11 protein-coding genes and 1 pseudogene are annotated in these 16522 nt (G+C 54.4%); 11 read left to right on the plus strand and 1 reads right to left on the minus strand.

Annotated elements, in window-relative coordinates; translation table 11 throughout:
* The first annotated feature begins 1 nt into the window (after position 1).
* From U5L07_08070 to sppA, 7 genes are all read left to right on the plus strand, one after another.
* Positions 2-1381 (plus strand): FAD-binding oxidoreductase, encoded by a 1380-nt coding sequence (locus U5L07_08070; GenBank protein ID MDZ7831695.1) that lies wholly within the window; start codon positions 2-4, stop codon positions 1379-1381.
* 170 nt (positions 1382-1551) lie between these two features.
* Complete coding sequence (locus U5L07_08075) at positions 1552-2706, plus strand: (Fe-S)-binding protein (protein ID MDZ7831696.1); 1155 nt, start codon at positions 1552-1554, stop codon at positions 2704-2706.
* A gap of 276 nt (positions 2707-2982) precedes the next feature.
* A complete protein-coding gene (locus U5L07_08080; GenBank protein MDZ7831697.1) occupies positions 2983-3867 on the plus strand; it encodes a lysophospholipid acyltransferase family protein in 885 nt (294 codons plus the stop codon).
* A gap of 24 nt (positions 3868-3891) precedes the next feature.
* Entirely contained in the window at positions 3892-5004 is a 1113-nt protein-coding gene (hisC, locus tag U5L07_08085) for a histidinol-phosphate transaminase (protein MDZ7831698.1), read from the plus strand.
* Entirely contained in the window at positions 5001-5672 is a 672-nt protein-coding gene (gene cmk / locus U5L07_08090) for a (d)CMP kinase (GenBank protein ID MDZ7831699.1), read from the plus strand. Before hisC ends, cmk begins: the two co-directional genes overlap by 4 nt.
* A 133-nt stretch (positions 5673-5805) precedes the next feature.
* Positions 5806-7812, plus strand: a complete 2007-nt coding sequence (locus U5L07_08095) for a 30S ribosomal protein S1 (protein ID MDZ7831700.1) — start codon at positions 5806-5808, stop codon at positions 7810-7812.
* Positions 7813-8015: 203 nt separating this feature from the next.
* Positions 8016-8912 carry a signal peptide peptidase SppA gene (gene sppA / locus U5L07_08100; protein ID MDZ7831701.1) on the plus strand — a complete coding sequence of 299 codons (897 nt, stop codon included), beginning with the start codon at positions 8016-8018 and terminating at the stop codon, positions 8910-8912.
* Between the two features lie 98 nt (positions 8913-9010).
* Here sppA and U5L07_08105 read toward each other — a convergent pair whose 3' ends face one another.
* Positions 9011-9619: an L-threonylcarbamoyladenylate synthase gene (locus U5L07_08105; GenBank protein MDZ7831702.1), complete on the minus strand. Its 609-nt coding sequence runs from the start codon at positions 9617-9619 to the stop codon at positions 9011-9013.
* 184 nt (positions 9620-9803) lie between these two features.
* On the opposite strand from U5L07_08105, the pseudogene guaB reads away from it, so the two are divergent.
* From guaB to U5L07_08125, 4 genes and pseudogenes are all read left to right on the plus strand, one after another.
* Positions 9804-11266 (plus strand): annotated as a pseudogene (guaB, locus tag U5L07_08110) (IMP dehydrogenase).
* A gap of 15 nt (positions 11267-11281) precedes the next feature.
* Entirely contained in the window at positions 11282-14815 is a 3534-nt protein-coding gene (gene dnaE / locus U5L07_08115; protein MDZ7831703.1) for a DNA polymerase III subunit alpha, read from the plus strand.
* A gap of 75 nt (positions 14816-14890) precedes the next feature.
* Positions 14891-15280, plus strand: coding sequence for a hypothetical protein (locus U5L07_08120; GenBank protein MDZ7831704.1), 390 nt, complete (start codon positions 14891-14893; stop codon positions 15278-15280).
* Between the two features lie 74 nt (positions 15281-15354).
* Positions 15355-16488, plus strand: a complete 1134-nt coding sequence (locus U5L07_08125) for a DegT/DnrJ/EryC1/StrS family aminotransferase (GenBank protein MDZ7831705.1) — start codon at positions 15355-15357, stop codon at positions 16486-16488.
* The last annotated feature ends 34 nt before the right edge of the window (positions 16489-16522 follow it).

Here is a 16522-nt window from a genome sequence, read left to right on the forward strand (position 1 = left end):
CATGACGGAAGTAATAAAGCGATTAAAAGCGATTGTCGGCGACCGGTTTGTATCGGCGGAGCCGGAAGAGCGGTATCTGTATTCCATGGACCAGGGCACCATGCCGCCGGCAGAGCCGGACATGGTGGTCATGCCGGGAAGCACCGAAGAGGTCTCAGAGATCATGCGGCTGGCAAACGAATATCAGGTGCCGGTGGTGCCCATGGGCGGCGGACTGGTACTCTCCGGACTTACCCGGGCCTTAAAAGGCGGCATGATTCTGGATATGAAGCGGATGAACCGCATCACCGAGGTGAACCCCAAAAGCCGGTACGCGGTGGTCGAGGGCGGCACCTCCCAGGGGATGCTCCAGGCCTATCTCAAGAAACATCACCCGGAGCTCAAGCACTCCATGCCGGATGCCCCGCCCATTGCCACACTTGCCGGCAATGTCTGTATTCACGGCTCCGGCCATTTGTCCGTGCTGGGCGGATTCCATTCGGACATGCTGACCGGCATGGAGGTGGTTTTGCCCACCGGTGAAATTGTGCGCACCGGCTCGTGCAGCGTCTCCGCGGATTGGTTCGGCAAGGCGCCGCTGCCGGATCTGTCGGGTTTGTTCATGGGCTGGTCGGGCACCACCGGCATTGTCACCCGGCTTGGGATCAAGCTCTTTCCCAACTACCGGCACAATGACTTATTGATTTTTGTCACCGAAGACCCCCGGGATATGCCGGATGTGATCGCCAGGCTCACCAGCACCCAGGTGGCCGAGGACATGACCCCCTGGATGACGCCCAAGCCGGAATGGGCCCGGGGCTTTATGCACATCAATATCGCCTACGGCGCCCACAGCAAAGAGGAGCTGACCTTTAAGCGAAACCTTTTGCAGATCTCGGTAAAAGACTATATCGACAATAAAAGCGGGGGGTTCCTCCCCATGCCGCCGCCCCAGAAGGGCCGGTTCATGCAGCTGCCCTCCCCGGATCTGGCCCGCTTCGCCGATGTCCGCAAGGGCGGGGGCTTCGAATACGTCGGGGCGATCATGGCGATCGAGCATTTCCCCGAGGCCTATCAGGCAGGCGTTAGAATCGCTGAGAAGCATGATGTGAGCTACTCCATGGGCGCCCGGATTGTCGGGGCCGGCCATGCGATGATGTTTTTTTACGCCTATGCCTTTAACCGGGCCGATCCCGAGGATATGGCCCGGGCCCAGCATGCGCTGGAGGAAACCAACTCTGCGGCCCTGGACATGGGAGGGATCCCCTGGAAGGCGGAGCTGCCGGCCCAGCAGAAAATCATTGAAAAAATGGCCCCTGAGACCTTTGCCCTCATGAACCGGATCCGCCATACCCTGGATCCCAATCATATTATGAACCCGGGCAACTGGGAGCGGGCATGATGGCTTCCTAAAAAGTCCAATATCTGCGTTGCGCTGCATCCCTCGGAATTTCACGTACTCCTTTGTACTCTGCATTCCTCGGGATTTGCGGCGCCTTGATCTTGAACTTTTTATTTTGCCATCCTCAATCGGCTTTTTATGAGACTGTCAAAATGTAAGGAATTAGCGTCATGAAACATGAAGAAATCCTCCACCGATGTTTCCGGTGCGGCTACTGCAAGCTGCCTTCAAACTACACGGATATCAACTGTCCGGCCTATCAGGCGTTTCGGTTTGAAACCTATTCGCCCGGCGGCCGGATGTGGCTCTTGCGGGCGTGGCTGAACAATGAGATATCCAACAGCCGGCGGTTTTCGGAAATCATGTTCTCCTGCGCCACCTGCGGCAACTGCGTGGAGCAGTGCGCATTCCCCAACTTCAAGGATCTGCTGCTTGAGGCGTTTGCCGCGGGCAAGGAGGCCTTTCTGGATGCCGGGCAGGTGCCCGCCCCGGTCCGCGATTATCTCACCAAGGTGCAGCTTCACGGCAACCCCTATGGCAAGCCGGGCAAAAAACGGCCGGAATGGGCGGCGGATCTGGATATCCCGGTCTATTCGGATCAGGACCACCTGTTTTTTGTCGATGATGTGGGTGCATTCGACACCCGGGGACAGGAAATCGCCCGCTCGGTTGCGAAAATGCTTCAGCAGGCCGGTATCTCCTTTGGCATCGGCTCCGGAGAAGAGGTATCAGACGGCAATGACGTCCATGAAATGGGCGAGACGCCGCTGTTTGAGGAGCTTGCCGGAAAAAATATCGAGGCCTTTAATCAGAAGGGCGTGCAAAAAATTATCACGCTTTCACCCCATTCCCTGCATGCGATCAAAAATTATTACCCGGCCCTGGGCGGAAACTATCAGACGGCCCATTATACCCAGATTCTGGCCTTTTCCCTGGGCAGCCTGAAGTTCCAATCAAATGGAAACAATCAGCGCATCACGTTTCATGATCCCTGCTACCTGGGCCGGCGGAACTGGGATTACCAGTCCCCGCGCATGCTTCTGAAAGCGCTGCCGGATGTGCATGTGCTTGAAATGGACCGGAACCAGAAAAATGCCTTCTGCTGCGGCGGCGGAGGCGGCAACTTTTTTACCGACCTTTTATCCGCGGAAGCGGACTCGCCCGGCCGGGTGCGGGTAAGAGAAGCCGCTCAGACCGGGGCGGAGATTCTTGCGGTGGCCTGTCCGCTTTGTGCGGGGATGCTGGAGGATGCCGTCAAGGTCGAAAGCCTTGAAGGCCGGCTTCAGGTCAGGGAAATAACCGAAATAATGGCCGAATATCTTTAGCCCGTCTTAATCTTACTTACCGTTTTACTCTTACTCTTACTCTACGAGAATGTCCGGCCGTAAATGAGCTGTTCATATTCATGCTGGCCAGACACGATAAGCCACCAAACTAACTTTTTCCCGCCAAGCCGCCAAGCGCGCAAAGGGTTTTTCTTTCTTTGCGGGCTTGGCGGCTCTGCGATAGAATCGGTTGAATTTATTCGGCTGATGCATAAATGGGTTTAATTTTATCCGGTTTTGTACTAATTGCAATGGCAATGGACGAAGAAGAAGGCGATGGAGCAATTTTTATTTCATATCATTTCAGCGGTTTTTCGGGTCATCGGCCTGGTGCCGCTTCATACGGCGGAAAAACTGAGTCGGTGCTTGGGCCGTCTGTGGTTTCTGCTGGATCGCCGGCACCGGCAGGTGGCGATAAATAATTTGACTTATGTGTTCGGATATGAAAAAAGCCCGGGCCAAATCCGGCAGATGGCCCGGCGGATATTTGGCAACCTCATCATGATTTTGTTTGAGGTCGGCTGGTCATATCGCGCCGCACCTGAAGAAATTGCCCGGCATATTCGCTTTGACGGGGTCAGGCATCTGCACGCGGCTCATCGCAAGGGCTTCGGCGTGTTGGTGCTCACCGGCCATGTGGGCTCCTGGGAGCTGCTTGCCGATGCCGCGGGAATGCTGGGATATCCGATTAACGTGGTCTACCGGCCCTTTGATTTTAAGCCGCTGGATAAGTTTTTTGAGCGGTTTCGGGGCCGCTCCGGGGCGCAGCTTTTTTCCAAGGCGCGCTCCATGCGAAAGATCCTGCGGAGCCTTAAAAAAAATGAGCTGGTCGGCATCCTGCTGGATCAGAATACCCCCCGCCGGGCCGGCGTGTTTGTTGATTTTTTCGGCAAACCCGCATCCACCAATAAGGGACTGGCGCTGATTGCCCAGAAAACAAGGGCGCCGGTGGTGCCGATTTTTCTGGTCCGGGAGGCGGATGCCTACCGCATGACGGTGGGCCCGGAAATTCCGCTGATTGAAACCGGGGACAAGCACCGGGACTTGCTGGAGAGTACCCGGCAATACAACCGGGTGCTGGAAGCCATGATATACCGCTATCCGGAGCAGTGGTTCTGGGTGCACCGCAGGTGGAAGACCCGGCCTAAGAATGAAGATTAAAGCGGCAGTATAGGAAAACAAGCCATGGAATTAAAGATTCCGAAACATATCTTATCCATAAAGCCTTACAAACCCGGAAAGCCGATTGAGGAACTGGAACGGGAATACGGCATTTCAGATTCCGTTAAACTCGCCTCAAACGAAAATCCCTTAGGGCCTGCGCCCGGGGCGGTGGCGGCCATGCAGGCGGCAATGGACAATCTCCACCGGTATCCGGATGGAAGCGGGTACTATCTGACCCGAAAGCTCGCCGAAAAACTGGGGGTGCAGCCGGAATCCATCGTGTTGGGAAACGGTTCCGATGATGTGATCGGCATGCTGGCCCGGGCGCTGCTTGAGCCCGGTGATGAGGCGGTCATGACCGCGCCCTCCTTTTTAATGTATGAGATTCTGGTGCAAAGCGTGGGCGCCAGGCCGGTGTTTGTGCCGCTAAAAAATCTGGCGGTGGATCTTTCGGCCATGCTTTCCGCTGTCACGGACAGAACCCGGATCGTTTTTATCAATAATCCCAATAACCCCACAGGCAGTTTTATCCGTCAGGCCGAGTTTCTGGCCTTTCTGGAAAAACTCCCGCCATCCGTGACCGTGGTGCTGGATGAGGCCTATATTGAGTTTGCCCGTGATCCGGAATGCTTAAACGGGCTCTCCGTGATGGGTGAAACCCCGCCGGTTGCGGTTTTGCGGACATTTTCAAAAATTTATGGCCTGGCCGGGGTCCGGATCGGCTACGGGGTGATGCCGCCGGAACTCGCCGGGCTTCTCCATCGGGTGCGCCAGCCGTTCAATGCCAGTTCACTGGCCCAGGCCGCGGCCGTGGGCGCGCTCGATGATGACCCATTTGTGCAGAAAACCATTGAGCTGGTGGCCACCGAACTTGATTTCCTGCAAACCGCGCTAAAAGAGATGAAGATTCCCAGTTTTCCGACCCAGGCCAATTTTTTTCTGGTTGATGTGAAGGAGGATGCGGACCGCGTGTTTCAGGAAATGCTGAAGGAGGGCGTGATCATTCGGTCCATGGTGTCCTATGGGTATCCGCAGTATATCCGGGTCAATGTCGGCACGCGAAAGGAAAACGAGCGGTTTCTGGCGGCTTTTAAAAAAGTGATGCATCGCCTGGCAGAGGATAAAAACGTATGAAAGATCTGCTTATTACCATTGACGGTCCGGCCGGTTCGGGAAAGACCACCGTCAGCCGGAATCTGGCGGACAGACTGGGCTATGCCTATGTGGATACCGGCTCCCTGTACCGGGGTGTGGCCTATGAGGCCAAAAAACAGGGCATTGCCGCAGACGATGATGCGGCCTTAGAGCGATTGTGCGCCGGGATTGAGCTGCGGATGGTGAATACAGCGGCCGGTACCCGGCTTTTTTCAGGGGATGAGGATATCACCGACAAGCTTCGGACCCCGGAGATGTCCATGATGGCATCTGCCGTATCCGCCCGCCCGGTGGTGCGCCAGGCGCTTTTGGGGATTCAGCGGCAGCTGGGGGCGCAAAAACGGGCGGTTTTCGAAGGCCGGGACATGGGGACAGTGGTGTTTCCGGATGCGGATTTCAAATTTTTTCTGATGGCGGATTTAAATACCCGCGCCATGCGCCGCTATAAGGAGATTTTGGAGAAATCCGCTCAGTCGTTTGAAGCAGTGGCCGCGGATATGAAAAAGCGGGATGAAAATGATGCGGCCCGGGATGCGGCGCCGCTAAAACCGGCGGCGGATGCGGTGGTTATCGATTCGACGGATCTGTCGGTCGACGCCGTGGTAGGGGAGATGATAAGGCGGGTGGCCGGGCAGACGCATCCATAAGGACGCTTCAATCTTAGGAAAAATCAAATTAATCATTGAGTTTTAAAATAAGCTCTGTTAAACACACAGATTTATATTAGCCTGTAAAAAAATCAGCAGGCAAGAGACTATGGCAAAGGGGGACAAAACATCAATGGACAACATTATGAACAATTCTGAAAACCAGCAGTCCGATCAGGCGGACCTCGAGTTCACCGAGCGGACGGCGCAAACTTCACCCGACGAAATGGCCGCGAATGAATCGGCCGACAATCCGCAGGGCGCTTCTGACGTCGGGATGGACCAGCTCATGGAGATGTATGAGGAGAGCCTGAAGCAGTTTCAGGAAGGCGAACTGGTCAACGGCATCGTTATCTCCATGGACAAGGACTACGTGTTGGTGGATGTCGGCTACAAATCCGAGGGTCAGATTCCCATTCACGAATTCCGGGACGACCATGGCAATCTGGATGTGAATTTAAACGATGAAGTCGAGGTCATGGTGGAATGGTGGGATGAGGAAGAGGAACGCGTCATCCTGTCCAAAGAAAAGGCGGCCAAGGTAAAAGTCTGGGAAGCCATTCGGGAGGTTTACGAATCCGGCGGCACCATCGAGGGAGTTATTACCAATCGGGTGAAAGGCGGTTTTTCCGTTGATGTGGGGGTCCAGGCCTTTTTACCCGGGTCCCAGGCCGACCTGCGACCCATCCGGAACCTGGATGAAATGGTCGGGCAGACCTTTTCATTCAAGGTGTTAAAATTCAACCGGAAACGCAACAATATCGTGCTCTCGCGCCGGGCCATTCTTGAAGAGGAGCGGGAGAGCAAGCGGGCGGCTACATTGGCGGCCATTGAAGTAGGTAATGTCATGGAGGGGGTTGTCAAAAATATCACCGAATACGGCATCTTCGTGGATCTCGGCGGTGTGGACGGCCTGCTCCATATTACCGATATTTCCTGGGGCCGGGTCAAGCACCCCTCCGAGCTTTATGCCATCGGGGATCCGATCAATGTGAAGGTGCTGTCATTTGATTCGGAAAATGAGCGGGTTTCACTTGGCATGAAGCAGCTGGTGCCGGATCCCTGGTCCTTTGCCGAAGAAACATATCCCGTGGGCACCAAGGTTACCGGCCGGGTGGTCAGTCTGGCCGATTACGGCGCATTCGTTGAGGTGGAAGAGGGGATCGAGGGATTGATCCATGTCTCCGAGATGTCATGGACCCGAAAAGTCCGGCATCCCTCCAAGATCGTCAGTGTGGGCGAAGAAGTGGACGCCGTGGTGCTGGATATCAAACCGGAAAGCCGGCGGATATCGCTCGGCATGAAGCAGACGGTGCCGAATCCCTGGGAGGTGATCAGCGAGAAGTACCCCGTGGGCTCGACCATTGAGGGCAAGATCAAAAATATCACGGACTTCGGGATGTTCATCGGCATTGATGATGATATCGACGGGCTGGTCCATATATCGGATATTTCCTGGACCAAGCGGATCAAGCATCCGTCTGAGCTGTACAAGAAGGGGGATACGGTCCAGGCCAAGGTCCTGGATATTGATAAGGATAATGAACGATTTTCTTTGGGGATCAAGCAGCTGGCCGAAGATCCCTGGAAAACCGTGGCGGACCGCTACCCCGTGGGTACGGAAATCAGCGGCAACATCACCAATGTCACGGATTTTGGCATTTTTGTGGAGCTTGAAGAGGGTATTGAGGGTTTGGTGCATGTTTCCGAAATCAGCAAGGAGAAGATCAAAACCCCGGTCGGCCAATACCATGTCGGTAACAGCCTAAACGCCAAGGTGATCAATATCAACACCGAGGAGCGCCGCATCGGACTTTCCATTAAGCAGTTAGAAATGGAAGATGATCAATCCATACTTGAGGACTACGTCAACCAGATGAAGCCGGCGCCGTCAAGCCTGGGTGAAATCCTGAAAGAAAATCTTCAGGAAAAATTTAACAGCGAAAACAGTGCGGCTGCCGAAGCGCAGGAAGCGGCTGACTCTGCCGCGGAGGGCGAGCCGGCTGAAGATGCCGAGCCAGCGGTTGCTGAAGATACCTCTTTTGCCGCTCCCGCTGACGCACCGGAAGAGAACGATATTAGCCAGGCGGCGTCCGACGCTGAAGAACCGCCGGAAAAAGATCCGGAAGAGGATGTGTAACCACACCGCATGCCGGTTTTTCGGATAAGTAAATAAGAGCAAAATCGTGCAGACGGCTCGGCAGTGCCGCGTCGTCTGCCGCTGCCCTCCTCCTAAATTGAGCGTTTCAAATTTTTGAAAAGCACCTCAGTGCCTTCGAATATGCAATAAACACTGCTTATAGTTCCGATTGATTCAAATACGTGTAGGGGGTTATTAGGCCCATGTTTTCCCGCAGGCATCCGTTTCTGTTTTTTATTCTCATTTTCACCGCCATTGTGGCTGCCGCCACGGTGTTGACCTCTCTTATGGGCCTGATTGACAAGGATAAAAGAGAGCTCAGGTTTGGGGAAAAGGTCGGGGTGATTGAAATTGAGGGCATGATCACCGATGCCCGGGAGGTTATCGAGCAGATAAAAGCCTTCCGGGAACAGGAGAGCATAAAGGCCATTGTCCTGCGAATCAATTCCCCGGGCGGCCCCGTGGGTCCGGCCCAGGAGATTTATCGGGAGATTGAGAAAACCGTTAAGGAAAAAAAGGTGGTCGCGTCCCTGGGCACCATTGCCGCCTCGGGCGGCTATTATGTGGCCTCTTCAGCCGACCGGATCATGGCCAATCCGGGCACGATCACCGGCAGCCTCGGGGTGATCATGGGCTACACCAATTTCCAGGAGCTGTTTAAAAAAATCGGGCTGAGTCCGGTGGTGATAAAAAGCGGTGAATATAAGGATCTCGCCTCGCCGGTCCGGGAGATGTCGGATAAGGAGCGGGAGCTGCTCCAGGCATTTACAGACAACATTCACACCCAGTTTATCGCGGATGTGGCCAAAGGCCGGGGCGAGTCTCCGGAGGCCATCCGAAAGATCGCCGATGGCCGCATTTTTTCGGGCGAGACCGCCATGGAATACGGGCTGGTGGACCGGCTCGGCAACCTGGCGGATGCCGTGGAATGGGCCGGCCGCCTGGGCGGTATTGAGGGCAGAATAAAAACCGTTTACCCGCCGGAAAAAAAGCTGCCCATCCTGGACTATCTGATGGATATGGCGGCGGCTAAACTAAAGGCGACAATAGAAGAGATGACCACAGCAACGCCCGGATACATTTATGAGCCGGGGAAATAGGTAGCCTAATACCTAACACCTAACACCCAACTTTTTACCGTTCTCAAAAAAAGAGCGGTTTTTTTGTTGGTCCGGTTATAACCCGGCGGGTTGGCTGTTTATTCAAAAACGCTGATATCGCCCCGTCCCTCCCGGATGACTTCCGGTTCATCGTCGATCAGGGAGATAATGCTGGATGGCTCAGCAGGTACCGGCCCGCCGTCGATCACCAGATCCAGGTGCGGGGCGAAGTAATCCTGGATCAGAGACGGGTCATTGATGATTTCGCCGTCCGGGTGGCTGGCGCTGGTGGAGATAATGGGGTGGTCCAGGCCCTCAACCAGCCGGATGCAGATGGGATGATCCGGTACGCGGATACCGACGGTTTTTCGCTTGGTCAGCATGATTTTGGGCACCATTTTGGAGCCCTCAAGCAGAAAGGTGTATGGCCCGGGCAAAAGGCGCTTCATGGTTTTATAGGCATAATTAGTGACCTTGGCGTACTGGCTGATGTTCTTGAGATCCGAGCAGACAAAGCTGAACGGTTCTCGCTTGTCGCGCTGCTTTAACCAGTAGATTTTTTCGATCGCCTTTTTATTCATGATATCGCAGCCGATGCCGTAATAGGTATCCGTCGGATAGGCAATGATGCCGCCCTGGTTTAACACCTCCACGGCTTTATTAATCAGGCGTTTCTGCGGAATTTCCGGATTTATATGAATCAGCATGGGTTTTTCAATCACTTAAATGGCTTATATAAATGGCTGCATGGCCCGTACTGCCGGCTATTTCATGCAGCCTGTTAATTTTCGGTGGCCGGGAAATTTGTTTTGTATTATGATAATATTTATTGGCCTGTCAAGCGCTCTGTTTGACAAATAGCCCGGCAAAAAGGATTTTTGGAGGCATTATATGAGTAAGATACCACCTGAAGAAGCCTATTCTTTTGATGATGTGCTGCTGCTGCCGAATTATTCGGATGTGCTGCCCAGTGAGGTTAATACAAGTACCCGCTTGACCCGGAACCTGAATTTAAATATCCCGCTGGTCAGTGCGGCCATGGATACGGTGACCGAAGCCCGAACCGCCATCAGTATGGCCCGGGCCGGCGGCATCGGATTTATCCATCGGAACATGAACATTAAGGATCAGTGCAGGGCAGTCGAGCACGTCAAAAAATCAGAGAGCGGAATGATCATCGATCCGGTGACCACCGAGCCGGACGCCCCGATCAGCAGCGTTTTAAAGCTGATGGAGCAGTACCATATTTCCGGGGTGCCGGTCACCCGGGCGAGAAGCTTGTAGGCATCGTCACCAACCGGGACCTGCGATTTGAAACCAATCTGGAAAAACCCGTATCCAAAGTGATGACCAGGGAAAATCTGGTGACGGTGATGGAGGGCATTGATCTCGATGAATCCAAAAAGCTCCTGCACCAGCACCGGATTGAAAAATTGCTGGTTGTGAATAAGGAGGGCCGGTTAACGGGTCTGATTACCATAAAAGACATTGAAAAAATCAGAAAATACCCCGATGCCTGCAAAGACGGACTTGGCCGGCTGCGGGTGGGCGCGGCCATCGGCGTGGGCCAGGACATGGAGGCCCGGGCGGAGGCCCTGATCCAGGCCGGGGCCGATGTGATTGTGATTGACACCTCGCACGGCCATTCCGCCAATGTGATCAATGCCCTTAAAATCCTGAAGGGGAACTTCCCGGATGTTGATCTGGTGGCCGGTAATGTGGGCACCGGCAAGGGGGCGGAGGATCTGATCAATGCCGGCGCGGATGGGATCAAGGTCGGCATCGGGCCGGGCTCGATCTGCACCACCCGGGTCGTGGCCGGCATCGGGGTGCCGCAGCTTACCGCTATTATGAACTGCCGCTCGATTTCCAATAAAACGGGTATTCCCTTGATCGCCGACGGCGGGGTGAAGTATTCCGGGGATCTGACCAAAGCCCTGGGCTCAGGCGCCCATTCGGTAATGATCGGCGGGCTGTTTGCCGGAACCGAGGAAAGTCCGGGGGAAAAGATCATTTTTCAGGGCAGAAGCTATAAAGCCTACCGCGGCATGGGGTCGGTGGAGGCCATGCAGCAGGGCAGCAAGGATCGCTATTACCAGACGGACGAAGAGAGCAACGACAAACTGGTGCCTGAAGGCATCGTGGGCCGGGTGCCGTATCGGGGCACTCTGGCGGAAAATATTTTTCAGATGATCGGCGGATTAAAGTCCGGCATGGGGTATGTGGGGTGCCGTACCATTGAGGAATTGCGGGAAAAAGCCCGGTTTATCAAGATCAGCCCGGCCGGCCTCAAGGAAAGCCACGCCCATGACGTGATTATCACCAAGGAGGCGCCCAATTACAGTATTGATTAATAATGAGGAAGTTTAATGGCGACACCGGCGCATAACTTTGTTCATCTCCATGTGCACACCGAGTACAGCCTGCTGGACGGGGCCATCCGTATCAATCAGCTGCTTGAGCGGGCAAAGCAGTATAACATGCCCGCGGTGGGCATTACCGATCACGGCACCATGTTCGGGGTGGTCGATTTTTATGAAAAATCGACCAAGGCCGGTATAAAGCCGATTATCGGCTGCGAGTCCTATGTGGCCCCGAGAACCATGCGGGATAAAACCCCGATGGACCATAAAGGCATGTCCCACCTGGTGCTTCTGGCAAAAAATCAGACCGGCTATCAGAACCTCTGCCAGCTGGCCACCCAGGCAAGTCTTACGGGATTTTATCACAAGCCCCGCATCGACAAGGAGATCTTGCGGGCGCATGCGGAGGGATTGATCGGGCTGTCCGCCTGTCTGAAAGGCGAAATTCCGTCTTTGATCCAGGCCGGCCGTATCAATGAGGCGGATGAAGCGGCCCGGTTCTATAATGAGCTGTTCGGCGAGGGCAATTTCTACCTCGAAGTCCAGAACAACGGGATTGATGTACAGGCCAAAGTCAACGAGGGGCTTCTGGATATGAGCCGGCGGCTCTCTATCCCTCTGGTGGCCACCAATGACTGCCATTACCTGGATCAGAAAGATGTGCGGGCCCATGATGTGCTGCTCTGCATTCAGACCGGAAAGACGGTCAATGAAACCGAGCGGTTGAAGTTCGGCACTGAGGAGCTTTATTTTAAGCCGGCCGGGGAAATGATCGCGGCATTCGGCCAATATCCGGGGGCCATTGAAAATAGCGCTGAAATCGCGGAGCGCTGCAATGTGGAGTTTGTTTTTGGCGTCCACCATTTTCCGCACTTTGATCTTAATGCCGATAAGTCCGAGGCGGAAATTTTTGAGGAGAAGACCCGCAGCGGATTTGAAATGCGGCTTGAACGGATTCTCGCCAAAAATCCGGATATCGATGTCTCGGCCTATAGAAAGCGGCTGGACTATGAAATTTCGGTCATCAATAATATGGGGTTTCCCGGCTACTTCCTGATCGTGGCCGACTTTATTGAATATGCCAAGAAAAACCATATTCCGGTGGGCCCGGGGCGGGGCTCGGCCGCCGGGAGCCTTGTGGCCTATGCCCTGGGGATTACCGATATTGACCCCCTGGTGCATGGGCTTTTGTTTGAACGGTTTTTAAATCCCGACCGCATCAGCATGCCGGATATTGACGTGGACTTCTGCATGAACGGCCGGGAGGATGTGTTCCACTACGTGGTTGACCGCTATGGCGGCGGGGATTACGTGGCCCAGATCATCACCTATGGAAAGATGAAGGCCCGGGCCGTGATCCGGGATGTGGGCCGGGCACTGGATATCCCGTTAAACGAAGTGGATGCCATTGCCAAGCTCGTACCGGAGGATCCCAATATCAGCCTGGAGAAAGCCATTGAAAAAGAGCTGCGGCTGGCGGAAAAGGCTAATACCAACCCGGACTATGCCGAACTGCTGGAAATCTCCAAATCCCTTGAAGGCTTGAACCGCCACGTTTCCACCCATGCGGCCGGCGTGGTAATCGGTGACAAGCCCCTGGTGGCGTATCTGCCGCTTTATCGCGGGAAAAAGGGAGAGGTCCTGACCCAGTTTGACATGAACATGGTGGAGAAAATCGGGCTGGTCAAATTCGATTTTCTGGGGCTGCGGAACTTAACCATCATGGCCGATACCCTGCGCATTATCGCGGATCAGGGCAAAACCCCGCCGGATCTCATTAATCTCGACACAGCGGACCCCGATACCTACCGGCTTCTCTCATCCGGCGACACCACCGCCGTGTTCCAGCTGGAAAGCACCGGGATGAAGGATCTGATGATCCGATTAAAGCCGGAGAAATTCGCGGATGTAACGGCGCTTGTGGCGCTTTACCGGCCCGGGCCGATTGAGTCCGGGATGGTAAACGACTTTGTGGAGAGAAAGCACGGCCGCAAAGCCGTTGAGAACCTGGTCCCGGAGCTGGAGCCCATACTGGCGGAGACCTACGGGGTCATTCTTTACCAGGAACAGGTCATGAAAATCGCCGGCGAGCTGGCCGACTATTCCATGGCCGAAGCGGACGGCCTGCGCAAGGCCATGGGCAAAAAGATTGCCGACAAGCTGGCCAAGGAGCGGGAGCGGTTTGTGGAGGGGGCGACCAACAACAATATCCCCAGGGACAAGGCGATACAGCTCTTCGAGCTGATCGAAAAATTTGCCGGATACGGGTTTAACAAGTCCCACAGCGCCGCTTATGCCATGATCGCCTATCAGACGGCCTATCTGAAGTCCCATTTTCCGGTGGAATACATGGCCGCGGTCCTGACCAGTGAAATGAACAACTCCGATAACGTGGTCAAGTACATCGCTGAATGCCGGAATCAGAACATACCGGTGCTGCCGCCGGATATCAACGAGAGCAACCGCGAGTTTACTGTGACCGGAGAAGCCATCCGCTTCGGGCTGGCAGCGGTCAAAAACGTCGGGGATTCCGCCATTGAATCGATTATTAACACCCGGGCTGACGGCCATTATTCATCTGTGTTCGAATTCTGTCAACGGGTGGACATCCGGAAAGTCAACAAACGGGTGCTGGAGAGCCTGATTCAATGCGGCGCGTTTGATTCCACCGGGTATAACCGCGCCCAGATGATGGCGGCGGTGGAAGATGCCCTGGATTACGGACAAAAAATTCAAAAGGAGGCGGCAGACCCGCAGCTTCAGTTGTTCGGCAATGGAGCGGCCGCCCAGTCCATCAATCCGCCGGTCATGCCGGAGATCTCTGAGTGGGACAAGCGCAAAAAGCTTGAACTTGAAAAAGAGGCCATCGGTTTCTACATCACAGGCCACCCCCTGGATGAATATCAGGATCTGATCGAAAAATTTGCCTCCACCAATGCCATTGCATTAAAGGAGGACGGCGTGGTAGATGGAAAAATGATTCGGATCGGCGGCATCATTCGGAGCTTAAAGACCATTACCACCAAGCGGGGGGAGAATATGGCCTTTGTGTATCTCGAGGATATGAAGGGCGCGGTCGAGGTTACGGTATTTCCTTCCGTTTATCAGGCGGTACGCGACATATTGGCCGAAGATGCGCCGGTTTTTGTCCAGGGCCAGGTACAGAAGAATGAGCAGGCGGTCAAGCTATTGGCCGATACCCTGATCCCGATCGAAAAAGCGGAAGAAACCTGGGCGGCCAGTGTCCATTTGACGGTTGATACCGGCATCTGCGAAGAAAAGACCCTGACCCGGCTCTATGAAGTGCTGAACAAATATCCCGGCCAATGCAAAGGCTATCTCCATCTGGTTATTCCGGAAAAAACCGAAACCATCATTGAGCTGCCGGAGCATATGAAGCTCCGGGTCGGGGTCGGGCTTGCCCGCGAGGTCAACAATCTGCTCGGCTACCCGGCCATTCAGACCCATTGCGCGCCCATTCCGGCCGCGCAGAAGAAAAATGGAAATGGCAAGCCGCGGAAGAAGGCAAAATATCATTGATCTAGCGGACAATTTCCGGATCGGTTGGATATTTTCAAAATTTTAAAATTTAAGCATGCAGAAAAGGGAGGCCTTATGAAAAATCATGTTCTGAAATTCTGTATCATCGGAGTTATTGCCGTGTCTCTCTTGATGGTCTCCGGTTGCGCGGGGTATATGGAGTATCTCAGCCGGAGTTCCCGGCCGGGTATCAATGCTACCAGCACCGTAACCCGGTATGAGTCCACGGATTATGACGTTTTGGGCATTGTTTCCGCCAAGGGCGAATCCAGGTGTATTTTAGGCATCATCGTCGAAGGCACCGAGGGCGAAGCGCTGTTGTGGGATGCGGCAAAAAGCCAGTTCGGGGACCGGGTGACCGGCGTTAAAGACATTAACAAGAGCTATGAGTATCAAAGCGTTTTGCCGCCCATATTCTGCGAAATCAAAACCACTTATGTGGGCACCGCCGTTCATGAACGGTAATGAAGGCCAGTGTTTTTGAGAACAAGCCCAATCGATCCGGAATTGTAATTTTTTCAAGGCAAAAAGGATAGTGAATGAATGTTCCCCTGCTTGATCTAAAACGACAATACCAGCAAATTAAGGATGCGTGTCTGCGGGTAACTACGGAGATTTATGATTCCCAGCACTTTATCCTGGGCCCCTATGTAGAAACTTTGGAGCGGGAAATCAGCGCGTACTGCCAAACCGACTATGCCGTTGGCGTCTCCTCAGGCACGGATGCCCTGCTGATTGCGCTGATGGCGGCGGATATAGGCGTCGGCGATCGGGTGCTTACCACGCCCTATACTTTTTTCGCCACTGCCGGCTCCATCCGCCGGCTGGGGGCGATTCCGGTGTTCGCAGACATTGAAGCGGATACCTATAACATTGATCCCCATGCCCTTGAATCAGTGCTGACAAAAATGCCGCCGGAAGAAAAACAGACGGTAAAAGCGATCATGCCGGTCCATCTCTATGGACAGTGCGCGGAGATGGCGCCGATTTTGGAGATCGCCGGCTCCCTTGGGCTTTCTGTAATAGAGGATGCGGCCCAGGCCATCGGGTCCGAATATCAGGGCAAGCGGGCGGGCGCGCTGGGCGATTTCGGCTGTTTTTCGTTTTTCCCGTCCAAAAACTTAGGCGGATTCGGAGACGGGGGGATTGTCACCACCCAATCGGTGGATTTATATGATAAGCTAAAGATCCTCCGGGTCCACGGCGGACACCCCAAGTACTATCATCAGGTCATCGGCGGCAACTTCCGCCTGGATGCCCTGCAGGCGGCCATCGTTTCCATAAAGCTTTCCTATCTGGATCAATGGACGCGTGCCCGTCAGGAAAACGCCGAAAAATACCGGGCGTTGTTCAAAGCCGCGGGGTTGGATACGGTCATCGGGCTGCCGGTTGAAAAACAGGATCGGCATATATACAATCAGTTTGTGATCCGGGTGCCGGAAAAACGCGATGCGCTCCGGGCTTGGCTGAATGAATCCGGCGTGGGCAATGAAATCTATTATCCGGTTCCGCTGCATTTGCAGGCCTGTTTTGCGGATCTGGGCTACAGAGAGGGGGATATGCCGGTATCGGAAAAAGCCGCGGCCGAAACCCTTGCCCTGCCCATATTCCCGGAACTTACGGATGAAGAGCTTGAATACGTGGTGGATCGGATTCGGGTCTTCTATTCATAATTGATAAGGTCGGAGATTTTATCTTGTGAATGTC

Source organism: Desulfobacterales bacterium, from assembly GCA_034520365.1.
GTDB lineage: Bacteria > Desulfobacterota > Desulfobacteria > Desulfobacterales > Desulfosalsimonadaceae > M55B175.